This is a genomic window from Acetobacter sp. DmW_125128 (assembly GCF_008704325.1).
Classification (GTDB): Bacteria; Pseudomonadota; Alphaproteobacteria; order Acetobacterales; family Acetobacteraceae; genus Acetobacter; species Acetobacter oryzifermentans.
In genome coordinates, this window is the sequence record NZ_VHOP01000012.1 from 95,277 (window position 1) to 117,179 (window position 21,903).

27 protein-coding genes are annotated in these 21,903 nt (G+C 53.2%); all 27 read left to right on the forward strand.

Translation table 11 applies throughout. The features are described 5' to 3' along the window. The first annotated feature begins 104 nt into the window (after nucleotides 1-104). The 27 genes from rplK (at nucleotide 105) to rplR (ending at nucleotide 21,892) form a co-directional block, all read left to right on the forward strand. Nucleotides 105-539 carry a 50S ribosomal protein L11 gene (rplK, locus tag FKW19_RS05270; RefSeq protein WP_003622680.1) on the forward strand — a complete coding sequence of 145 codons (435 nt, stop codon included), beginning with the start codon at nucleotides 105-107 and terminating at the stop codon, nucleotides 537-539. Nucleotides 540-543: 4 nt separating this feature from the next. After that, entirely contained in the window at nucleotides 544-1,236 is a 693-nt protein-coding gene (rplA, locus tag FKW19_RS05275; protein WP_035351622.1) for a 50S ribosomal protein L1, read from the forward strand. A gap of 279 nt (nucleotides 1,237-1,515) precedes the next feature. Then, complete coding sequence (gene rplJ / locus FKW19_RS05280) at nucleotides 1,516-2,034, forward strand: 50S ribosomal protein L10 (protein ID WP_003622686.1); 519 nt, start codon at nucleotides 1,516-1,518, stop codon at nucleotides 2,032-2,034. A 100-nt stretch (nucleotides 2,035-2,134) separates the two neighbouring features. Next, nucleotides 2,135-2,509 carry a 50S ribosomal protein L7/L12 gene (rplL, locus tag FKW19_RS05285; RefSeq protein WP_006116056.1) on the forward strand — a complete coding sequence of 125 codons (375 nt, stop codon included), beginning with the start codon at nucleotides 2,135-2,137 and terminating at the stop codon, nucleotides 2,507-2,509. A 219-nt stretch (nucleotides 2,510-2,728) separates the two neighbouring features. Beyond that, a complete protein-coding gene (gene rpoB, locus FKW19_RS05290) occupies nucleotides 2,729-6,901 on the forward strand; it encodes a DNA-directed RNA polymerase subunit beta (protein WP_035351617.1) in 4,173 nt (1,390 codons plus the stop codon). 93 nt (nucleotides 6,902-6,994) lie between these two features. After that, on the forward strand, nucleotides 6,995-11,170 hold the full coding sequence (gene rpoC, locus FKW19_RS05295) for a DNA-directed RNA polymerase subunit beta' (protein ID WP_006116054.1): 4,176 nt from the start codon (nucleotides 6,995-6,997) through the stop codon (nucleotides 11,168-11,170). Between the two features lie 338 nt (nucleotides 11,171-11,508). Then, nucleotides 11,509-11,880, forward strand: a complete 372-nt coding sequence (rpsL, locus tag FKW19_RS05300) for a 30S ribosomal protein S12 (RefSeq protein ID WP_003622698.1) — start codon at nucleotides 11,509-11,511, stop codon at nucleotides 11,878-11,880. A gap of 14 nt (nucleotides 11,881-11,894) precedes the next feature. Beyond that, nucleotides 11,895-12,371, forward strand: coding sequence for a 30S ribosomal protein S7 (gene rpsG, locus FKW19_RS05305; protein WP_006116053.1), 477 nt, complete (start codon nucleotides 11,895-11,897; stop codon nucleotides 12,369-12,371). A 90-nt stretch (nucleotides 12,372-12,461) separates the two neighbouring features. Next, the gene (gene tuf / locus FKW19_RS05310; protein WP_006116052.1) at nucleotides 12,462-13,652 is read left to right on the forward strand and encodes an elongation factor Tu; all 1,191 of its coding nucleotides are present in this window, start codon (nucleotides 12,462-12,464) and stop codon (nucleotides 13,650-13,652) included. Nucleotides 13,653-13,759: 107 nt separating this feature from the next. Then, complete coding sequence (rpsJ, locus tag FKW19_RS05315) at nucleotides 13,760-14,068, forward strand: 30S ribosomal protein S10 (protein ID WP_007282720.1); 309 nt, start codon at nucleotides 13,760-13,762, stop codon at nucleotides 14,066-14,068. Nucleotides 14,069-14,078: 10 nt separating this feature from the next. Beyond that, entirely contained in the window at nucleotides 14,079-14,762 is a 684-nt protein-coding gene (rplC, locus tag FKW19_RS05320; protein ID WP_035351615.1) for a 50S ribosomal protein L3, read from the forward strand. A gap of 4 nt (nucleotides 14,763-14,766) precedes the next feature. Beyond that, entirely contained in the window at nucleotides 14,767-15,381 is a 615-nt protein-coding gene (gene rplD / locus FKW19_RS05325) for a 50S ribosomal protein L4 (RefSeq protein ID WP_006116050.1), read from the forward strand. Further along, complete coding sequence (locus FKW19_RS05330) at nucleotides 15,378-15,713, forward strand: 50S ribosomal protein L23 (protein ID WP_003622708.1); 336 nt, start codon at nucleotides 15,378-15,380, stop codon at nucleotides 15,711-15,713. The genes rplD and FKW19_RS05330 overlap by 4 nt, the downstream gene beginning before the upstream one ends. Nucleotides 15,714-15,729: 16 nt before the next feature. Further along, nucleotides 15,730-16,560, forward strand: a complete 831-nt coding sequence (rplB, locus tag FKW19_RS05335) for a 50S ribosomal protein L2 (protein ID WP_003628218.1) — start codon at nucleotides 15,730-15,732, stop codon at nucleotides 16,558-16,560. A 13-nt stretch (nucleotides 16,561-16,573) separates the two neighbouring features. Then, nucleotides 16,574-16,852: a 30S ribosomal protein S19 gene (rpsS, locus tag FKW19_RS05340; protein WP_012812769.1), complete on the forward strand. Its 279-nt coding sequence runs from the start codon at nucleotides 16,574-16,576 to the stop codon at nucleotides 16,850-16,852. Nucleotides 16,853-16,858: 6 nt separating this feature from the next. Then, nucleotides 16,859-17,269 (forward strand): 50S ribosomal protein L22, encoded by a 411-nt coding sequence (rplV, locus tag FKW19_RS05345; protein ID WP_003622713.1) that lies wholly within the window; start codon nucleotides 16,859-16,861, stop codon nucleotides 17,267-17,269. A gap of 3 nt (nucleotides 17,270-17,272) precedes the next feature. After that, complete coding sequence (rpsC, locus tag FKW19_RS05350; protein WP_003622715.1) at nucleotides 17,273-17,950, forward strand: 30S ribosomal protein S3; 678 nt, start codon at nucleotides 17,273-17,275, stop codon at nucleotides 17,948-17,950. Nucleotides 17,951-17,968: 18 nt separating this feature from the next. Beyond that, on the forward strand, nucleotides 17,969-18,385 hold the full coding sequence (gene rplP / locus FKW19_RS05355; RefSeq protein ID WP_035351612.1) for a 50S ribosomal protein L16: 417 nt from the start codon (nucleotides 17,969-17,971) through the stop codon (nucleotides 18,383-18,385). A gap of 1 nt (nucleotide 18,386) precedes the next feature. Beyond that, complete coding sequence (gene rpmC / locus FKW19_RS05360) at nucleotides 18,387-18,623, forward strand: 50S ribosomal protein L29 (protein ID WP_003622719.1); 237 nt, start codon at nucleotides 18,387-18,389, stop codon at nucleotides 18,621-18,623. Between the two features lie 13 nt (nucleotides 18,624-18,636). Next, the gene (gene rpsQ / locus FKW19_RS05365; RefSeq protein ID WP_006116046.1) at nucleotides 18,637-18,906 is read left to right on the forward strand and encodes a 30S ribosomal protein S17; all 270 of its coding nucleotides are present in this window, start codon (nucleotides 18,637-18,639) and stop codon (nucleotides 18,904-18,906) included. Between the two features lie 18 nt (nucleotides 18,907-18,924). Further along, nucleotides 18,925-19,293 carry a 50S ribosomal protein L14 gene (gene rplN, locus FKW19_RS05370; RefSeq protein WP_012812770.1) on the forward strand — a complete coding sequence of 123 codons (369 nt, stop codon included), beginning with the start codon at nucleotides 18,925-18,927 and terminating at the stop codon, nucleotides 19,291-19,293. After that, entirely contained in the window at nucleotides 19,293-19,613 is a 321-nt protein-coding gene (gene rplX / locus FKW19_RS05375) for a 50S ribosomal protein L24 (RefSeq protein ID WP_089178838.1), read from the forward strand. Before rplN ends, rplX begins: the two co-directional genes overlap by 1 nt. A gap of 10 nt (nucleotides 19,614-19,623) precedes the next feature. Next, nucleotides 19,624-20,193, forward strand: coding sequence for a 50S ribosomal protein L5 (gene rplE / locus FKW19_RS05380; RefSeq protein ID WP_089178839.1), 570 nt, complete (start codon nucleotides 19,624-19,626; stop codon nucleotides 20,191-20,193). 79 nt (nucleotides 20,194-20,272) lie between these two features. Further along, nucleotides 20,273-20,578, forward strand: coding sequence for a 30S ribosomal protein S14 (gene rpsN / locus FKW19_RS05385; protein ID WP_003622728.1), 306 nt, complete (start codon nucleotides 20,273-20,275; stop codon nucleotides 20,576-20,578). 9 nt (nucleotides 20,579-20,587) lie between these two features. Beyond that, nucleotides 20,588-20,986 (forward strand): 30S ribosomal protein S8, encoded by a 399-nt coding sequence (gene rpsH / locus FKW19_RS05390; RefSeq protein ID WP_003622730.1) that lies wholly within the window; start codon nucleotides 20,588-20,590, stop codon nucleotides 20,984-20,986. A 10-nt stretch (nucleotides 20,987-20,996) separates the two neighbouring features. Next, complete coding sequence (gene rplF / locus FKW19_RS05395) at nucleotides 20,997-21,530, forward strand: 50S ribosomal protein L6 (RefSeq protein ID WP_089178840.1); 534 nt, start codon at nucleotides 20,997-20,999, stop codon at nucleotides 21,528-21,530. Further along, nucleotides 21,530-21,892, forward strand: coding sequence for a 50S ribosomal protein L18 (rplR, locus tag FKW19_RS05400; RefSeq protein ID WP_019090051.1), 363 nt, complete (start codon nucleotides 21,530-21,532; stop codon nucleotides 21,890-21,892). The genes rplF and rplR overlap by 1 nt, the downstream gene beginning before the upstream one ends. Nucleotides 21,893-21,903: the final 11 nt, after the last annotated feature.

Genomic DNA, 21,903 nt, shown 5'->3' on the forward strand with positions numbered 1-21,903 from the left:
GCGCGGCACTTCTGATCGGAACGCGGGAGATTCTTGTCTGCGCCCTGTGCGTGGTGTGGAATCGAGAGAACCGCGGTTCGGGTTCATTTTGAGGAGTCCCGGATATGGCCAAAAAAGTTGTTGGCTACATCAAACTTCAGATCCCCGCTGGTAAGGCTAATCCTTCCCCGCCGGTTGGTCCGGCACTGGGTCAGCGCGGTCTGAACATCATGGAATTCTGTAAGGCATTTAACGCCAAGACCCAGGGTCTTGAGCCGGGTATGCCGATTCCGGTGGTTATCACCGCATATGCAGACCGTACGTTCAGCTTCATCACCAAAACCCCGCCAAACACCTACTTCCTGCTGAAGGCCGCCAAAATTTCCAAAGGCAGCCAGACAGTTGGCAAGGGTGGTAGCGTTGGTAAAGTGACCATGAGCCAGCTTCGTGAAATTGCTGAACAGAAACAGCAGGACATGAACGCAAACGATCTGGATGGCGCAGTGCGCATGCTGATCGGCTCTGCCCGCTCCATGGGCATTGATGTGGTGGAGGGCTAATATCATGGCAAAGAACAAGCGTATCGCTGCTGCACGTGCCAAGATTGAAGCTGGTAAAGTTTACGGCATTGATGAAGCTATCGCGCTGGTAAAAGGTAATGCGACAGCTAAATTTGATGAAACCGTTGAAATTGCACTGAACTTGGGCATTGACCCGCGTCATGCAGACCAGATGGTTCGTGGTTTTGTTTCCCTGCCGAATGGCACAGGCAAAACCCTGCGCGTTGCCGTGTTTGCACGTGGCCCGAAAGCTGAAGAAGCTCAGGCTGCTGGTGCAGACATCGTGGGTGCGGAAGACCTGATGGAAAAAGTGCAGGCTGGCGAAATCAACTTCGACCGCTGCATTGCTACGCCTGACATGATGGCTCTGGTGGGCCGTCTGGGTAAGATCCTCGGCCCGCGTGGGCTGATGCCGAACCCCAAGCTGGGCACCGTGACCATGAACGTAAAGGGCGCTGTTGAAGCGGCTAAGTCTGGTCAGGTTGAATATCGCGCTGAAAAGAGCGGTATTGTGCATGCTGGTGTTGGCAAGGCTTCCTTCAGTGAAGACAAGCTGGCTGAAAACGTACGTGCATTTATTGATGCCGTGCAGAAGGCCCGTCCATCTGGCGCAAAAGGTGCTTACATGAAGAAGGGTGCTCTGTCCTCCACCATGGGCCCTGGCGTTCAGTTGGATCTCTCTGCCTTCGCTGGCTGAGAAAGAATGACGCCGCACTCGCTTTCGGGTTGGTGCGGTGCATGAAGGGGTGGTTGCGGCTGCTCCTTCTTCCTGTCCGAGACCGTGCGCAACTTCGGTTTTAATCAGCCTTCGGGTTGGCGAGCGGTAAGACGGGAATGCTGGTTACAGGTCGTATTTACGGCACGCCAGATATTCCGTTTCAAGGACAGGCGAGCGGGTTGCGTTATGTATAACGGAACCTAAAGGGCAACCCGTTCTGTTGGGCGCAAGCTTAATGGAACAAGACGGAGACGGGATTTGAACCGTACGGAAAAGAAGGCCTTTATCGCCTCTCTGGCCGCCGTTTTCGCCCAGACGTCCATGGTTGTGGTCACCCGTAATGACGGGCTGACTGTGGCTGCTGTGACGGAACTGCGGCGTAAGGTGCGTGCAGCGGGTGCGAACTATAAGGTCGCTAAAAACCGGCTGGCAACTCTCGCCCTGGATGGGACCCAGTTCAACGGCATCGCGCCGCTGCTGCAAGGCCCGACCGCGCTTGCGTGGTCTGAAGACCCTGTGGCTGTGGCTAAGGCTGTCGTTGAGTTCGCCAAAACAAATGACAAGCTTGTGCTGCTTGGTGGTTCTCTTGGTTCTCAGGTGCTTGACGCCGATGGAATCAAGGCTCTGGCCGAGCTGCCGTCTCTTGATGCGCTGCGCGCGCAGCTCGTGGGTCTTATCTCCACGCCAGCTACGCGTATCGCCAGCGTTACTCAGGCGCCGGCAGGCCAGCTTGCACGTGTTTTTGGGGCCTATGCCAAAACGGGTGAAGCTGCCTGATTTCATTCCTTTGCATGAAGGAATGTTAAAGAATTTTGCGCTGCCTTCGTGCTTGAAGGTTGCGTTCTGCTAACCAGTATCTATATTAGGAAGTCAAACTATGGCTGATCTTGCTAAGCTTGTTGACGAACTGTCCGCTCTGACCGTTCTTGAAGCTGCTGAACTTTCCAAGCTGCTCGAAGAAAAATGGGGCGTTTCCGCTGCTGCTCCTGTAGCAGTTGCTGCTGCTGCACCTGGTGCTGCTGCTGCTCCGGCTGAAGAAAAAACCGAATTCACGGTTGTTCTGGCTAGCGCTGGCGACAAGAAGATCAACGTGATTAAGGAAATCCGCGGCATCACCGGTCTGGGCCTGAAAGAAGCCAAGGATCTGGTTGAAGGTGCGCCGAAGACCGTTAAAGAAGGTGTCAGCAAGGACGAAGCTGACAAGATCAAAAAGGCTCTTGAAGACGCCGGGGCAACCGTCGAAGTCAAGTAAGTTTGCCAAATTTCTGATGCATGGCATCAGGGAAATGGAAAAAAGGTTTTCGGGTAGGGGCGCTGTGCCTCTGCCCGTTTGCCTGTTTCGGGTTGATCTGAAACAGGAGCCGGGTAAAACCCGGTATGGGCTTGAGACCAAAATTAGGTCGGACCATCAGGCTCGCGGGATGACCACGGGCATGATGGTCCGAGATAAATGGGCGGGGCAGGAGCGACGATGAACGCAATCACTAAATCGTTCACAGGACGGAAGCGGATTCGCAAAAGTTTCGGGCGGATTCCCGAAATCGCCCCGATGCCGAACCTGATTGACGTGCAGCGTGCGTCTTACGAGACATTTCTTCAGGCAAATGTATCGCCTGATGCACGTACTCCAACAGGTTTGCAGGAGGTATTCCGTTCCGTTTTCCCCATCAATGATTTTGCGGGGCGGGGGCGTCTGGAGTTCGTCAGTTACGAATTTGAAGAGCCTAAATATGATGTGGAAGAATGCATTCAGCGTGGTCTGACATATGCCGCACCGCTGAAAGTTATTCTGCGCTTGATCGTATGGGATGTGGACGAAGATACGGGGTCTCGTTCCATTCGCGATATTAAGGAACAGCCAGTCTATATGGGCGATATGCCGCTCATGACAGACAATGGCACCTTTATCGTCAACGGTACGGAGCGTGTTATCGTCAGTCAGATGCACCGTTCACCCGGTGTGTTCTTTGATCATGATAAAGGTAAAACGCATTCTTCTGGCAAATATCTGTTTGCTGCGCGTGTTATCCCTTACCGTGGTTCCTGGCTGGACTTCGAGTTTGACGCCAAAGATCTGCTTTACGTTCGTATCGACCGTAAGCGTAAGCTGCCTGTCACCACGCTGCTGTATGCGCTTGAAGGTGCAGCTTCTGAAGCTGCGCGCAAAGCTAAAGCGGCTGAAGGCGGTGATGTTGACTCTATGGAAATCAAGGGGATGGATGCCAATGAAATCCTCTCCTACTTCTATAATGCTGTCACATTCATAAAAACAGCCAAAGGCTGGGCCCGTCCGTTTGATGCGGATTCTTTCCGTGGCCTCAAGCTGCTGGCGCCGCTGGTGGATGCGGAAACCGGTGAAGTGGTGGCGGAAGCCGAAACCAAGCTGACAGCCCGCATGGTGCGCAAGATCGCGGAAAAAACGCGTGAAGTGCTGGTGGGTGAGATCGATCTGCTTGGCCGTTACATTGCCCATGATATCGTCAATATGCAGACTGGCGAAATCTATGGCGAAGCTGGTGAAGAAATCACTGAAGCACGTCTTGCTGCTTTGGAAGAAGCCGGAATTACGGAACTTCCCCTGCTGGCAATTGACGCTGCTAACGGGCCGTGGATCCGTGATACGCTCACAGTAGATAAAAACAGCACGCGTGATGAAGCGCTGATTGATATCTACCGTGTAATGCGCCCCGGTGAGCCGCCAACGGCTGAAACAGCCGAAGCCATGCTGAATGGCTTGTTCTTTGATCCCGACCGTTATGATCTTTCCGCTGTTGGCCGCGTGAAGATGAACATGCGTCTGGATATGGACGTGCCAGACACAGTGCGTGTGCTGCGTAAAGAAGATATTCTGCGCACCATTAAAACACTGTGCGACCTGAAAGACGGTCGCGGTCAGATTGACGATATTGATAACCTTGGTAACCGCCGCGTGCGCTCGGTTGGTGAACTGATGGAAAATCAGTACCGCATTGGTCTGTTGCGGATGGAGCGCGCTATCCGTGAGCGTATGGGCTCTGTGGATATTGATACGGTCATGCCACATGATCTGATCAACGCCAAACCTGCTGCTGCTGCTGTGCGTGAGTTCTTTGGTTCTTCTCAGCTCAGCCAGTTTATGGATCAAACCAATCCGCTGTCTGAAGTGACGCATAAGCGTCGTCTTTCAGCGCTTGGCCCAGGTGGCTTGACCCGTGAGCGCGCAGGCTTTGAAGTGCGTGACGTTCACCCAACGCATTATGGTCGTATCTGCCCAATTGAAACGCCGGAAGGCCCGAACATTGGTCTGATCAACTCTCTGGCAACCTATGCCAAAGTGAACAAATACGGCTTTATCGAAACACCTTACCGTCTGGTGAAGGACGGCGTGCTACAGGACGGCTGGAAGTATCTCTCCGCTATGGAAGAGGAAAAGCTGGTTGTTGCGCAGGCCGATGCCAAGGTGAATGATCAGGGTGCGCTTACCAGCGATCTGATTTCTGTGCGTCGTAACGGTGATTTCCGTCTGGTTCCGCCAACGGAAGTAACAGCGTGTGACGTTTCGCCCAAGCAGCTCGTTTCCGTTGCTGCGGCGCTCATTCCGTTCCTGGAAAACGATGACGCGAACCGTGCACTGATGGGTTCCAACATGCAGCGTCAGGCTGTGCCGCTGGTGCGTTCCGATGCACCGTTGGTTGGCACAGGTATGGAAGCAGCTGTGGCGCGTGATTCTGGTGCAACAATTGTTGCCAAGCGCGAAGGTATTGTGGACCAGATTGACGGTGCCCGTATCGTAGTGCGTGCAACCAATGCGGCAGGTTCTACGCAGGGTGTAGATATCTACCGTCTGCGTAAGTATTCCCGTTCCAACCAGTCCACCTGTATTAACCAGCGTCCGCTGGTGCATGTGGGTGACAATGTGCGGGCAGGCGATATTATTGCCGATGGTCCTTCCACAGAGCTGGGTGAACTGGCTCTGGGCCGTAACGTGCTGGTCGCGTTTATGCCTTGGAATGGTTACAACTTCGAAGACTCCATCCTGATTTCCGAACGGATTGCCAAGGATGACGTTTTTACCTCGATCCATATCGAGGAATTCGAAGTCATGGCCCGTGATACCAAGCTGGGGCAGGAAGAAATCACGCGTGATATTCCGAATGTGGGTGAAGAAGCCCTGCGGAATTTGGATGAAGCCGGCATTGTGTATGTAGGTGCTGAAGTTAATCCGGGCGATATTCTGATCGGCAAGGTAACGCCAAAAGGCGAAAGCCCAATGACACCGGAAGAAAAACTTCTGCGTGCCATCTTTGGTGAAAAAGCCTCCGATGTGCGTGATACGTCTCTGCGTCTGCCGCCTGGCACATCTGGCACAATTGTTGATGTGCGTGTGTTCTCCCGCCGTGGTGTGGATAAAGATGAACGCGCCATGGCCATTGAACGTGCGGAAATCGAACGTCTTGCCAAAGACCGTGATGATGAACGCGCTATTCAGGAACGCTCTTTCTATAGCCGTTTGCGTGAAAAGCTTCTGGGGCAGGTTGCTGGCGCTGGGTTCAAGGGTATTCGCTCTGGAACCGAGATTACAGATGCCGTTCTGGATGAACATCCGCGTGCTACGTGGCGTCAGATTGTTGTTGCTTCTGACAGCGTTATGGCGGAACTGGAAACTTTGCGGCGTGAATTTGATGCGGCTATTGCACGTATTCAGGCACGTTTTGAAAGCAAGGTTGAAAAACTTCAGCGTGGTGATGAACTGCCACCTGGCGTGATGAAGATGGTCAAGGTTTTCGTGGCTGTTAAGCGTAAGCTGCAGCCAGGGGATAAAATGGCCGGTCGTCATGGTAATAAGGGTGTGGTTTCCCGCGTTGTTCCAGTTGAAGACATGCCGTTCCTGGAAGACGGCACGGCTGTTGATCTGGTGCTGAACCCGCTAGGTGTGCCTTCACGTATGAACGTGGGGCAGATTCTAGAAACGCATCTGGGTTGGGCCTGTGCTAAAATCGGCCGTGGCATTGGTGACATGGTGGATGAATACCAGCGTAATGGCGAAAAACGTCAGGAACTGCTGGACCGTCTGAAAGATGTGTACGGGGATAAAGTTTACAGCGAAGACATTGCCAATATGAGCAATGATGAGCTGATTGAACTGGCCAATAACCTGCGCAAAGGCGTGCCGATTGCAACGCCAGTGTTTGATGGCGCTTCCATTCCGGATATTGAAGCCATGCTTGAAAAAGCTGGTGTTAATAAATCTGGTCAGTCTCAGTTGATTGACGGGCGCACGGGTGAACCGTTCGAACGTAAAACAACGGTTGGCTACATCTACATGCTCAAGCTGCACCATCTTGTTGATGACAAGATCCATGCACGCTCTATCGGCCCATACTCGCTGGTTACACAGCAGCCTCTGGGTGGTAAGGCGCAGTTTGGTGGTCAGCGCTTTGGGGAAATGGAAGTGTGGGCGCTGGAAGCATATGGCGCAGCTTACACTCTACAGGAAATGCTGACTGTGAAGTCGGATGACGTTTCCGGTCGAACCAAAGTTTATGAATCCATCGTGCGTGAGCAGGATGATTTTGAGGCCGGTATTCCGGAAAGCTTTAACGTTCTGATCAAAGAGCTGAAGTCTCTGGGTCTGAACGTAGAACTGGAGCAGGGGGCCGAGTGACGGTGAATTTCGCCACCACCATCCGTTCTTATTTCAAAGGGGAGGCCGGGGTAGAAACCTCGGCTCCCCGTTTCCCGCTGGGGGCTTCGGCACATGAATGAGCTCATGAAAATTCTTGGCCAGACCGGCCAGGCGATGACATTTGATCAGATTAAGATTCAGCTGGCATCGCCCGAACAAATCCGTTCCTGGTCTTATGGCGAAATCAAGAAGCCCGAGACCATCAACTATCGTACGTTCAAGCCAGAACGGGATGGCCTGTTCTGTGCGCGTATTTTTGGTCCGATCAAGGATTATGAATGCCTTTGCGGCAAATACAAGCGGATGAAATTCCGCGGTATTATCTGCGAAAAGTGCGGTGTTGAAGTTACGCTGGCCAAGGTGCGTCGTGAGCGCATGGGCCATATTCAGCTTGCCAGCCCCGTTGCCCATATCTGGTTCCTGAAGTCTCTGCCCAGCCGTATCGGCCTGATGGTTGATATGACGCTGAAAGATCTGGAAAAGGTGCTTTACTTTGAAAGCTACCTGGTTCTGGAACCCGGCACGTCTCCGCTGAAGCAGTATTCCTTGCTGACGGAAGAACAGTACCTTGATGCCATGGATGAATATGGCGATGAAGGTGTTGAAGTTGGCATTGGTGCAGAAGCCATTAAAAAGGTTCTGGAACGCATTGATTGTGATGCCGAAAAGGTAGAGCTGCGTCAGGAACTTAAGGAAACAACTTCAGAAGCCAAGCGCAAAAAGCTTGTTAAGCGCCTGAAGCTGATTGAAGCGTTTGCAGAAAGCGGTTCCCGTCCAGAATGGATGATTCTGGATCTGGTTCCGGTTATTCCGCCGGATCTGCGTCCGTTGGTGCCGCTGGATGGCGGTCGTTTTGCAACGTCTGACCTGAACGATCTGTATCGGCGTGTTATCAACCGTAATAACCGTCTGAAGCGCCTGATGGAACTGCGTGCGCCCGATATTATCGTGCGTAACGAAAAGCGTATGCTGCAGGAAGCTGTGGATGCGTTGTTCGATAACGGGCGTCGTGGCCGTGCGATTACGGGTGCTAACAAGCGCCCGCTGAAATCTCTTTCCGATATGCTTAAAGGTAAGCAGGGGCGTTTCCGTCAGAACCTGCTTGGTAAGCGCGTCGATTACTCTGGCCGTTCTGTTATTGTGGTGGGGCCGGAGCTTAAGCTCCATCAGTGTGGTCTTCCCAAAAAGATGGCGCTGGAGCTGTTCAAGCCGTTCATTTACGCCAAGCTGGAAAAATACGGTCATGCTACCACCATTAAAGCTGCAAAGCGGATGGTGGAAAAAGAGCGGCCAGAAGTTTGGGATATTCTTGAAGAAGTTATCCGCGAACATCCGGTTATGCTTAACCGTGCGCCTACGTTGCATCGTCTGGGTATTCAGGCGTTTGAACCGGTGCTGGTTGAAGGTAAGGCTATTCAGCTGCATCCGCTGGTCTGCACCGCGTTTAACGCAGACTTTGACGGTGACCAGATGGCTGTGCATGTGCCGCTGAGCCTTGAAGCCCAGCTTGAAGCACGTGTGCTGATGATGTCCACCAACAACATCCTCAGCCCAGCAAATGGTAAGCCGATTATCGTGCCTTCTCAGGATATCGTTTTGGGGCTGTATTACCTCAGCCTCGAAACACCTGAATTCAAGGTTACGCCAGATCGCTGTGAATATGATGAGAAGACAGGTGCTCTGGTCAAAGAAGGCGCGCCATCTTTCTCTTCTATTGGTGAAGTGGAATACGCACTCAGCGCCGGTGCACTGAAGCTGCATGATAAAATTCGCGCACGCTTCCAGAAGGTCGGTGCGGATGGCAAGGTCACCTACGAAACAGCCGTGACCACGCCTGGCCGTGTGTTGATTGCGCAGATCCTGCCGCAGCATGAAGCCGTGCCGTTCTCCCTTATCAACCGTCAGCTCACCAAAAAGGCCGTGTCTGACGTTATTGATACGGTGTATCGTCATTGCGGTCAGAAAGAAGCAGTTATCTTCTGTGACCGTCTGATGGCTCTGGGTTTCCGTCATGCTGCTAAGGCTGGTATTTCCTTTGGTAAGGATGACATGATCATCCCGCCCGAAAAGAAAGAACTGGTTGATCGCACGGCTGCCGAAGTTAAAGAGTTTGAACAGCAGTATCAGGATGGTCTGATCACGGCTGGCGAACGCTACAATAAGGTGGTGGACGCGTGGTCTCGTTGCACAGACGAAGTGCAGGCGGCCATGACCAAAGAAATTTCTCGTCAGGAAGTTGGTAAGCAGATCAACTCGGTGTGGATGATGAGCCACTCCGGGGCTCGTGGGTCGCCGGCTCAGATGAAACAGCTGGCCGGTATGCGTGGTCTGATGGCCAAGCCATCTGGTGAAATTATTGAGCAGCCGATTATTGCCAACTTTAAAGAAGGCCTGTCGGTTCTCGATTACTTCACCTCTACCCATGGTGCACGTAAAGGTCTGGCTGATACCGCGCTGAAAACCGCTAACTCCGGATATCTCACCCGTCGTCTGGTGGATGTGGCGCAGGACAGCATCATTATCGAAGAAGATTGCGGTAGTGAACGCGGCCTGACGGTGCGTGCGGTAATGGATGGTGGGGAAGTTGTAGCTTCTCTGTCCGAACGTATCCTTGGCCGTACGGTTGCTTCCGATGTGGTGGCGCCAGGTACCAACGAAGTGATCGTTCCGCGCAATCATCTGATTGATGAGGCCGATGCCGAGCGGATTGAAAAATCTGGTGTGGAAACGGTTCATATCCGTTCTGTCCTGACCTGTGATAGCCGTGTTGGTGTATGTGGTCACTGCTATGGTCGTGATCTTGCACGCGGCACACCGGTTAACATCGGTGAAGCCGTGGGTGTTATCGCCGCTCAGTCCATTGGTGAGCCCGGCACACAGCTGACAATGCGTACCTTCCATATTGGTGGTGCGGCGCAGCGTGGTGCGGAACAGTCCATGATCGAAGCCTCTCGTGATGGTCAGGTCGTAATCCGTAACCGTAACGTTGTGCATAATAGTCAGAACGTGCCGATCGTGATGGCACGTAACTGTGAAATTCTTCTGTCTGACGAAAACGGTGTGGAGAAAGCCCGTTACCGTGTGCCGTACGGTGCTCGGTTGCTGACAGAAGAAGGGGCAAAAGTTGCTCGCGGTCAGAAACTGGCTGAGTGGGATCCGTACACCCTTCCGATTATCACGGAAAAAGCTGGTAAGGTTGAATACCTGGATCTGATTGACTCCATCACGCTTGTTGAGCGTATGGACGAAGTAACAGGCCTGACCTCCAAAGTGGTGGTTGATTATAAGCAGGCAGGTAAAGGTGTGGATCTGCGCCCACGTCTGCAGCTTAAGGATGCCAACGGTGATGTGGTGAAGTTGGATAACGGTGCAGATGCCCGTTACTTCCTCTCTCCCGAAACGCTTCTGTCTGTTGAAAACGGTACAGAAGTAAATGCCGGTGACGTTCTGGCGCGTCTGCCACGTGAAGGCTCCAAAACCCGTGATATTACAGGTGGTCTGCCCCGCGTTGCTGAATTGTTTGAAGCACGTCGGCCAAAAGACCACGCTATTATCGCGGAAATGGAAGGGCGCGTTGAATTCGGGAAAGATTACAAATCCAAGCGCCGTGTTATCGTGAAGAACGATGAAACGGGCGAGGAGCAGGAATACCTGATCCCGAAAGGTAAGCACATTTCCGTTCAGGAAGGTGACTTTGTGGAAAAAGGTGATCCGCTGGTCGATGGTCCGCGGGTGCCCCACGATATCCTGAAGGTGATGGGCGTAGAGGCTCTGTCTGATTACCTGATCAACGAAATTCAGGATGTGTATCGTCTTCAGGGTGTGAAGATTAACGATAAGCATATTGAAGTTATCGTGCGTCAGATGCTTCAGAAGGTAGAAATTCTGGAGCCGGGTGATACGACATATCTGATTGGCGAAACTGTTGACCGTATTGAGTTCGAGGCTGAAAATGCCAAGAGCCTCAAAGCAGGTGAGCGGCCAGCTCAGGGTATGCCGGTGCTGCAGGGCATCACCAAGGCTTCTCTGCAGACGCAGTCCTTTATTTCTGCTGCATCGTTCCAGGAAACCACACGCGTGCTCACAGAAGCTGCTACGGCAGGGAAAGTGGATAAGTTGATGGGTCTGAAGGAAAACGTAATTGTTGGGCGACTGATTCCAGCAGGTACGGGCAGTGTTATGAAGCGTCTGCGGGCTATTGCCGCAGAGCAGGATCGCCAACGTGTTGGGCGTTCTGCAGCCGAATAAACGTTGCAAATATGCTTCATGAAGGAAGGATCAGGGGAAACCTTGGTCCTTTTTTCATGTACAGCGTACGCAATTCTTTAAGAATCGCAGGGTAAAACTTGACTCCCAGCGGGGGGAGGGTTAGGTAGCAGCCCTCAGCTCTGGATATCCCTGTGGATAGAAAGAGCAATTAGGTTTTCTGTGTGAGTCTAGCATGCGGTTGGCTTCCGGGGTGGAAGCGGGGCCGGATGCCAACATAGCCCCATACAGGCAAATGCCTGATGGGATCTTTTTTAATGAAAGTCGGCAGTCAGAAATAATGGCGGCCGGCCGAACTGTGTAAGGATCGGGAAAGGCGCATGCCGACCATCAACCAGCTCATTGCCAAGGGGCGCAAGCCTGCGGTCAAGCGCAACAAGGTGCCCGCGCTGCAAGGATGCCCCCAAAAGCGCGGTGTTTGCACCCGCGTTTATACCACGACGCCAAAAAAGCCGAACTCCGCACTGCGTAAAGTCGCTAAGGTGCGTCTGACGAACGGCTATGAGGTGGTCAGCTATATTCCGGGTGAAGGTCATAACCTTCAGGAACATAGTGTTGTGCTGATCCGCGGCGGTCGTGTGAAGGATTTGCCGGGTGTGCGTTATCACATCCTTCGTGGTGTTCTGGATACGCAGGGTATTGCCAAGCGGCGTCAGCGTCGTTCGCTGTATGGCGCCAAGCGTCCGAAATAAGAGGAAGAACAGGTATGAGTCGCCGTCATCGCGCAGTAAAGCGCGAGATCCTTCCCGATCCGAAATTCGGAGATATCGTTGTCACGCGTTTCATGAATGCGCTGATGTACGATGGTAAGAAGTCTGCTGCAGAAAGAATCGTATACGGTGCGCTGGATGCCATGGTGCGTCGTAGCGGTAACGGTGCGGATGCAGTGGTGCTGTTCCACAGTGCGCTGGATAACGTAAAGCCGGCTGTTGAAGTGCGTTCTCGCCGTGTTGGTGGGGCAACCTACCAGGTGCCGGTTGAAGTTCGCGCAGACCGCCGTCAGGCGTTGGCGATCCGTTGGGTGATTGATGCTGCGCGCAAGCGTGGTGAAAACACTATGCAGGATCGGCTTTCCAATGAGCTTCTGGATGCAGTCAACAATCGTGGCGCAGCAGTGAAGAAGCGGGAAGATACCCACCGTATGGCGGAAGCTAACAAAGCATTCAGCCACTATCGCTGGTAATGAAAGAAGCTGCTGCATTTCCTCTTGCAGTGAGTTTGCAGGGCTTATAACAACTGCATCCCGAATGGTTTTTGGGGCATGGAGTAAAAAATGGCTAAGGCTAAATTTGAGCGGAATAAACCGCACTGCAACATCGGCACCATTGGTCACGTTGACCATGGTAAGACCTCTCTGACGGCAGCGATCACCAAGACGCTTGCAAAAAAGGGTGGCGCTGAATTTAAGGCGTATGATCAGATCGACGCTGCTCCGGAAGAACGCGCTCGCGGCATCACCATTTCCACAGCTCACGTGGAATATGAAACCGACAAGCGTCACTACGCGCACGTTGACTGCCCCGGACATGCTGACTATGTGAAAAACATGATCACGGGTGCGGCGCAGATGGACGGTGCAATCCTGGTTGTGTCCGCAGCTGACGGCCCGATGCCGCAGACCCGCGAACACATCCTGCTTGCTCGTCAGGTTGGTGTGCCGGCTCTGGTTGTCTTCCTGAACAAGGTTGATCAGGTTGATGATCCGGAACTGCTTGAGCTGGTTGAAATGGAAGTTCGTGAACTTCTGTCTTCCTATCAGTTCCCTGGCGACGATGTGCCGATCATCAAGGGTTCCGCTCTGGTAACTCTGGAAGATGGTGATCCGGAAATCGGTGAAAACCGCGTTCGCGATCTGATGGACGCAGTTGATGCCTACATCCCGCAGCCGGAACGTCCGGTTGACCGTCCGTTCCTTATGCCGATCGAAGATGTGTTCTCCATCTCTGGTCGTGGCACCGTGGTAACGGGTCGTGTGGAACGTGGCGTGATCAATGTTGGTGACGAAATTGAAATCGTTGGTCTGAAGCCGACTACGAAGACAACCGTAACCGGCGTTGAAATGTTCCGTAAGCTGCTTGATCGCGGTGAAGCTGGTGACAACATCGGCGCTCTGCTGCGTGGCACCAAGCGCGAAGATGTGGAACGTGGTCAGGTTCTGGCAAAGCCAGGCTCCATTACGCCGCATAAGAAGTTCAAGGCAGAAGCCTACATCCTGACGAAGGAAGAAGGTGGTCGTCATACGCCATTCTTCACCAACTATCGTCCGCAGTTCTACTTCCGTACGACTGACGTGACGGGTGTTGTGCACCTGCCGGAAGGCACCGAAATGGTGATGCCGGGCGACAACTGCGCTATGGAAGTTGAGCTGATTGCTCCAATCGCCATGGACGAAGGTCTGCGTTTCGCTATTCGCGAAGGTGGCCGCACAGTTGGTGCTGGCGTTGTTTCCTCCATTATCGAGTAATCGATAGAGGATATGAGCCTAAGTGGCCCCGACCGATTGATTTTGGTCGGGGTCTTACTTAGCGGCCGGGATTCCCCGGATAAGTAAAGTGTTGGACTAAAAAACAAATGGACAACCAGAACATCCGCATTCGCCTGAAAGCGTACGATCATCGGGTGCTGGATAACAGCACGAAAGAGATCGTGAATACGGCGAAGCGTACGGGTGCGCGGGTTCGGGGTCCTATCCCGCTGCCTACGCATATCGAACGGTTTACGGTTAACCGTTCTCCTCACGTTGATAAAAAGAGCCGCGAGCAGTTCGAAATTCGAACTCATCGCCGTCTGCTCGACATTGTTGAGCCCACTCCGCAGACCGTGGACGCTCTCATGAAGCTCGACCTCGCCGCTGGCGTTGATGTCGAGATCAAACTCTAAGGTCCAGACGATGCGCACCGGATTGATCGCAAAGAAGTTGGGCATGTCCCGACTGTTCAAGGAAGATGGCACGCATGTGCCTGTTACCGTCCTGCATGTTGATGATGTGCAGGTGGTTGATGTCCGTAACCAGGAGCGGGATGGCTACGTAGCTGTTCAGCTAGGTATGGGTAAAGCCAAGGTGAAAAACGTAACCAAGCCGAATCGTGGGCATTTTGCTCGCACGAAGGTGGAGCCCAAGCAGGCGCTTCGCGAATTTCGTGTAGCTGATGATGCCGCTCTTGAGGTTGGTGCTACCCTTTCAGCTTCTCACTTTGTTGTTGGCCAAAAGGTTGACGTTACAGGTGTAAGCAAAGGTAAGGGATTTGCTGGCGCAATGAAGCGCTGGAATTTTGCTGGTCTTGAAGCCACGCATGGTGTGTCTATTTCGCACCGTTCGCATGGTTCGACTGGTAATCGCCAGGATCCCGGCAAGACCTTTAAGAACAAGAAGATGGCTGGTCATCTCGGTGATGAACGCGTGACCACCTTGAATCTGGAAATCGCAGCGGTCGATCCGGAAAAGAATCTGATCATGGTTCGTGGCTCCGTGCCAGGAGCGAAGAACGGTGTTGTTCTGATCCGTGACGCCATTAAAAAAGCCCGCCATGATGACGCGCCTTATCCGGCCGGCCTCGTGAAGGCGGAGGGCTGAGGTCATGGAAATCGAAATCAAGACGCTAGATAACAGCAGCGCCGGTTCTGCAACGCTTCCGGACGAAATTTTCGCCGTTGCGCCGCGTGCAGATATCATGGCTCGTGTTGTGCACTGGCAGCTGGCTAAGCGCCGCGCAGGCACGCATAAGGTGAAGGGCATGGGCGAAGTGTCCGGCACCACCAAAAAGCCATACCGTCAGAAAGGCACAGGTAGCGCCCGTCAGGGTTCGTTGCGTGCGCCACAGTATCGTACCGGTGGGGCAGTGCATGGCCCGGTTGTGCGTGACCACGGTTACGACCTGCCGAAAAAAGTGCGCCGCCTTGGTCTGATTTCTGCGCTTTCTCAGAAGGCAAAAGACGGTAAGCTTATTGTACTGCAGTCTGCTTCTGGCGTTGATAAGACCAGCGAACTGGCAAAGAAACTGAAGTCTCTGGGTTGGACATCTGCTCTGATCGTGGATGCTGCTGTAGATGAGAGCTTCGGTCGTGCCGCCCGTAACCTGCCCAAGATCGACATTCTGCCGACCATTGGTGCGAATGTTTACGACATTCTGAACCACGAGGTGCTTGCGATTACGCAGGCCGGCCTTGAAGGACTGAAGGAGCGCCTGGCATGACGAATATTCTTGCCATTCGCAAGAAAGCCGAGCGTCTTTCCCGTGAAGCAATGTACGACATCGTGCGTACTCCTGTAATTACGGAAAAAGCTACGGCGCTTTCTGAAAAGAACCAGGTTGTTTTCAAAGTGGCAATGTCCGCTACGAAGCCTGAAATCAAGGTTGCGGTGGAAACGCTGTTCGGGGTCAAGGTTGTTGGTGTCAACACCTTGGTTCAGAAGGGAAAAACCAAACGCTTTAAAGGGCGTGTTGGGCAGCGTTCTGACGTGAAGAAGGCGTTCGTTCAGCTTGCGGAAGGTCAGTCCATTGATCTTACCGCCAAGCTGGCGTGACCGAAGGTAGAAATTCATGGCTCTGAAGCACTTTAATCCTGTCACGCCAAGCTTGCGTGGTACGGTGCTGGTTGATCGTGCTGACCTTTGGAAAGGTAAGCCGGTCAAACAGTTGACCGAAGGTAAAAATAAGACAGGCGGTCGTAATAATAATGGCCGTATCACTTCCCGTTTCCGTGGGGGTGGTCATAAGCAGTCTTACCGTTACGTAGACTTCAAACGTCGTAAGTTTGATGTTCTGGGTACGGTGGAACGTCTGGAATATGATCCGAACCGCACCGCATTTATTGCGCTGGTGAAGTACGAAGATGGCGAGCTTGCATATATCCTGGCTCCGCAGCGTCTGAAAGTTGGTGACAATGTCATCGCTGGTGCACGCGTGGATATTAAGCCTGGTAATGCTATGCCGCTGGCTTCCATCCCGGTGGGAACAATTATCCATAACATCGAACTGAAGCAGGGTGCAGGCGGTAAGCTCGCACGTTCTGCTGGCACATATGCCCAGCTCGTTGGTAAGGATTCCGGTTACGCCCAGATCAAGCTGCAGTCTGGTGAGCTGCGTGTTGTTCGTGGTGAGTGCATGGCGACCGTTGGTGCCGTGTCCAATCCGGATAACATGAACCAGCATATGGGTAAGGCTGGGCGTTCCCGTTGGTTGGGGCGTCGTCCTCATAACCGTGGTGTGGTGATGAACCCTGTTGATCATCCGCATGGTGGTGGTGAAGGTCGTACCTCTGGTGGCCGTCATCCGGTTACGCCATGGGGCAAGCCAACCAAAGGGTACAAAACTCGGGTCAACAAGCGGACGGACAGTCTGATTATCCGTCGTCGAAAGACCGGCAAGTAAGGGGCAATAGAAGATGGCACGTTCCGTCTGGAAAGGCCCGTTCGTCGACGGGTATCTGCTGAATAAAGCTGAGGTATCCCGCGCGTCGGGTCGTAACGAAGTGATCAAGATCTGGTCTCGTCGTTCTACAATTCTTCCGCAGTTCGTCGGTCTGACGTTCGGTGTTTATAACGGTCAGAAGTTTCTGCCCGTACAGGTTACGGAAAACATGGTCGGACATAAGTTCGGCGAATTTTCTCCGACCCGTACATTCCATGGGCATGGTGCTGACAAGAAGTCTAAGCGGGGCTAAGCAGAGATGAGCAAGCCGAAGCATCCGCGCACACTCGCGGAAACAGAAGCGCAGGCAGTTACGCGCAACATCCGGGTTAGCCCCCGCAAGCTGAACCTTGTGGCCGGCCTGATCCGCAACAAGCCTGCTTCCCAGGCAGTTGCAACGTTGACGTTCTCTAAGCGCCGTATCGCTCAGGAAGTGAAAAAGACGCTAGAAAGCGCAATCGCTAATGCTGAAAACAATCACCAGCTGGACGTTGACCAGTTGGTGGTGAAAACAGCTGAAGTTGGAAAATCCATTGTCATGCGGCGTTTTCATGCCCGTGGTCGTGGGCGTTCTGCTCGTGTTGAAAAGTTTTTCAGTCACCTGAAGATTGTTGTAGCTGAACGGGCTGCTGAGCCTGAAGCAGCTTCTTCCGAACAGAAGGCGGCCTGAGGTATGGGACATAAAGTCAATCCAATCGGGCTGCGGCTCGGTATCAACCGCACGTGGGATAGCCGGTGGTATGCCGATTCCGACTATTCAAAATTGCTTCATGAAGATCTGAAGCTGCGTGCATTCCTGCGTCGCAAGCTGGTTGGCGCTGGTGTGTCTCGTGTCGTTATCGAACGTCCGGCCAAAAAGCCCCGCGTAACCATTTACGCCGCCCGTCCGGGTGTTGTGATTGGTAAGAAGGGTCAGGACATTGATGCGCTCCGTAAGGAGCTGACACGTATGGCTGGCACGGAAGTTGCGCTGAACATTGTTGAAATTCGCAAGCCAGAAATCGACGCTACACTGGTTGCAGAAAACATTGCTCAGCAGCTGGAACGCCGTGTGGCTTTCCGTCGTGCCATGAAGCGTGCAGTGCAGTCTGCTATGCGTCTGGGCGCACAGGGTATTCGTATCAACTGCTCTGGTCGTCTTGGCGGTGCGGAAATCGCACGTATCGAATGGTATCGTGAAGGTCGTGTGCCTCTGCACACCCTGCGTGCTGATATCGATTATGGCACAGCAACAGCAAAGACCACCTATGGCACTTGCGGTGTAAAAGTCTGGATCTTTAAGGGCGAAATTCTTGCTCATGATCCGATGGCTCAGGATCGCCGGGCGGCCGAACAGGCTCCTCAGCGCTGAGGAGAGGGATAAAACAACATGCTTTCCCCGAAGCGGACAAAATTCCGTAAAGCCCACAAAGGCCGTATCCACGGTCTTGCAAAAAGTGGCACCACGTTGAACTTCGGTACGTTTGGACTGAAGGCTCTTCAGCCGGAACGTATTACGGCACGCCAGATTGAAGCCTCCCGTCGGGCTATCACACGTGCCATGAAACGTGCAGGTCGCGTCTGGATTCGTATTTTTCCTGACCTTCCGGTCTCGACAAAACCTGCAGAAGTGCGTATGGGCTCCGGTAAGGGTTCCCCAGAATACTGGGTGGCCCGTGTGAAGCCAGGTCGCATTTTGTTTGAGATCGAAGGTGTGCCCCCTGAACTGGCGCGTGAAGCGCTGGCTCTAGGTGCAGCAAAACTGCCGATCAAGACCAAGTTTGTGACCCGAATTGGAGATGCGTGAGATGGTAAAGGCAACTAAGCCAGCCGATTTGCGCGCCAAGACTCCAGACGAGCTTGAAGCTCGTCTGGTTGAATTGAAGCGTGAGCAGCTTAATCTGCGTTTCCAGCAGGCCACGGGTCAGACTGAAGCGCAGAGCCGTATGCGTGCGGTGCGCCGTGAGATTGCACGAATCAAGACGATTGCGGTGCAAAATGCAAAGACTGCAGCAGGTGCAAAAACATCTGCTGCCAATGCCTGAGGAGAGTTAGCCGATGCCAAGGCGCGTCCTGACCGGGCGTGTGACCAGCGATAAGATGGACAAAACCATTACGGTTCTTGTTGATCGTCGCGTCATGCATCCGCTCTATAAGAAATTCATTCGTCGCTCTAAAAAATATGCGGCGCATGATGAAGAAAATATCTGCAAGGTTGGTGACTCCGTGCGGATTGTTGAATGTCCGCCTATTTCACGCCGCAAGACGTGGACTGTGATTTCCCGCAACGGCGAAGTCGTTGGTGCGGAAGCCGGTGCATCGGCCTAACGTAAGGATATTTAGGTTATGATCCATCCCGAGACCAACCTTGACGTCGCCGATAATTCTGGCGCACGTCAGGTGCAGTGCATCAAGGTGCTGGGCGGCTCCAAGCGGAAGTCCGCCTCGGTCGGCGACGTGATCGTCGTTTCCGTCAAAGAAGCTATCCCCCGCGGGAAAGTGAAGAAGGGCGACGTTCACCAGGCTGTTATCGTGCGGACTTCCTATCCAGTCCGTCGGCCTGATGGTAGCGCGATCCGTTTCGATAAAAACGCAGCTGTGCTGATTAACAAGCAGCAGGAACCGATTGGTACGCGTATTTTTGGACCGGTTGTGCGTGAATTGCGTGCGAAGAAGTTCATGAAGATCATCTCTCTCGCGCCGGAGGTGTTGTAATGGCTGCCCGTATTAAAAAAGGCGATACGGTTGTCGTCATCAGCGGTTCCTCCAAGGGGACGCAGGGAGAAGTTCTGGAGGTTCGTCCTTCCGGAAACCGTGCTGTTGTGCGTGGTGTGGCGCTAATTAAGCGTCATCAGCGTGCGCGCCGCATGGGTGAAGAAAGCGGGATTATTACCCGTGAAGCACCCATTCACCTTTCTAACCTGAAGCTGATTGATCCAGCCTCTAAAAAGCCGACACGAGTTGGTTTCCGAGTGCTGGAAAACGGCAAAAAAGTTCGCATCGCTAAGGCGACCGGCGAAGCTATTGAAGGTTGAGGGGCTACGAATGAGTGCGAAACAGGAAGGTCGTTCCCTGCCGCGCTTTCAGCAGCGGTATGAAAGCGAACTGCGTGCCAACCTGCGTAAGCAGTTTGGTTACAAAAATGAAATGCAGGTGCCTCACCTCGAAAAAATCGTCCTGAATATGGGCGTGGGTGAGGCTGCTGGCGATCAGAAGAAGCTAGATGCTGCTATTGCAGAAATGGCGCTTATTGCTGGTCAGAAGCCTGTTAAAACAGTGGCGAAGAAAGCTATCGCTGGCTTCAAGATTCGTGAAGGTCTGCCGATTGGCTGTAAGGTCACTTTGCGCCGTGCACGGATGTATGAATTCCTTGATCGTCTGGTAACTATTGCTATGCCACGCATCCGCGATTTCCGCGGTCTGCCGGCTACCAAAGGTTTTGACGGTCGTGGTAACTTTGCTCTGGGCTTGAAAGAACAGATCATCTTCCCCGAAATCGAATACGATAAGGTAGATGAAATCCGCGGTATGGACGTGGTGTTCGTAACCAGTGCAAAGACAGATGCAGAAGCCAAGGCCCTGCTGAAGGCGTTTGATCTTCCCTTCGTGGGGTGATACAGACCCCGCTGGGTGTTTTAATGTGTGATCTTGGAAAACCGTCGAAGGTTTTCGAAGGGTTCCGGAGGTAATTTGTATGGCTAAGACTTCTGCCATTCTGCGTAACGCAAAGCGCGCGCGCATGGCGGCACGGGATAAAGAGAAGCGGGTAGCTCTCAAAAATATCGTTATGGATCGTTCTCTTCCCGTGGAGGATCGGTTTGATGCGTCTTTGAAGTTGGCTGAACTGCCGCGCAATGGTTCTCGCGTGCGGGTTCGTCTGCGTTGCAAACTGACAGGTCGTTCTCGCGGTAACTACCGCAAGTTTGAGCTGTGCCGTATTGCTTTCCGTGATCTGGCATCTGAAGGTCAGATTCCGGGCGTGGTTAAAGCAAGCTGGTAAGGGCGCGAGATGTCACTTTCTGATCCTTTGGGTGATATGCTCACCCGTATTCGTAATGCTCAGCGCGCGCGTCACAATGCTTGTGTTGCTCCGGCCTCTAAGCTGCGCGTGAGTGTTTTAGAAGCTCTGCAGCGTGAAGGCTACATTCGTGGCTATAAGCGTGAAGACGTCCGTAAGGGTATTGCTCAGTTGCATATTGAGCTGAAATACACCGACGGTGAGCCGGTTATTCGCGAAATTCAGCGTGTTTCACGCCCTGGTCGTCGCGTATATTCCAAAATTAAGGAACTTCCTCGCGTTTGTGCAGGTTTGGGTGTTTCTATCCTTTCCACACCGCGTGGTGTTCTTTCCGATGTTGAGGCTCGTGCTGCCAATGTTGGCGGTGAAGTCCTCTGCCGTGTTTTCTAAGGAGGGGTAAATGTCACGCGTAGGCAAGTATCCTGTTGAAGTGCCGGCAGGGGTAACCATCGCTATTGCAGATGGTGTTCTGAAGGCCAAAGGAAAATTGGGGGAGCTGGCTCTGCCGCTTTCTTCACATGTTTCCGTTGATGTGCAGGATGGTAAGGTTGTTGTGCAGCCAGTGGGTACTGCTGCTGAGGCTCGTATGATGTGGGGCACAACACGTGCTCTGATCGCAACGGCTGTTAAAGGGGTTTCGGAAGGTTTTTCCAAAGCTCTGGAAATTAACGGCACAGGTTACCGTGCAGCTGTGCAGGGTTCTAATCTGGTGATGAACCTTGGGTTCTCCCATGATGTTGTGTATCCGATTCCTGCAGGTATCAAGATTTCTACGCCGCGTCCGACGGCTATTGTGGTGGAGGGGATCGATAAGCAGCGGGTAGGCCAGGTGGCTCTTGATATCCGCAGCTTCCGTAAGCCTGAACCTTACAAGGGCAAAGGTGTTCGGTACGAAACGGAAACCATTCGTCGTAAGGAAGGCAAGAAGAAATAATGAGCACTCAGCAGGAATTGCGGAACCGCCGTCGGGCGCGTCTCCGTTTTCAGCTGCGCCGCAAGGCAGGTGGGCGTCCGCGTCTGTCTGTTTTTCGGTCTGGCAAGAACATTTATGCTCAGGTGATCGACGATGCGCAGGGCCGTACTTTGGCCTCAGCGTCCTCCTTGGATAAGGAGCTGCAGACGGATCTGAAAAAAGGTTCCACGCAGGAAAGCGCTGGCGCTGTCGGTAAGCTGGTTGCACAGCGCGCCGTTGCTGCAGGTGTATCTCAGGTCGTGTTCGACAGGGGGTCTTATCTTTATCACGGGCGCGTCAAGGCCCTGGCAGAGGCGGCCCGTGAGGGCGGTCTCTCCTTCTGAGGAAAGGATCA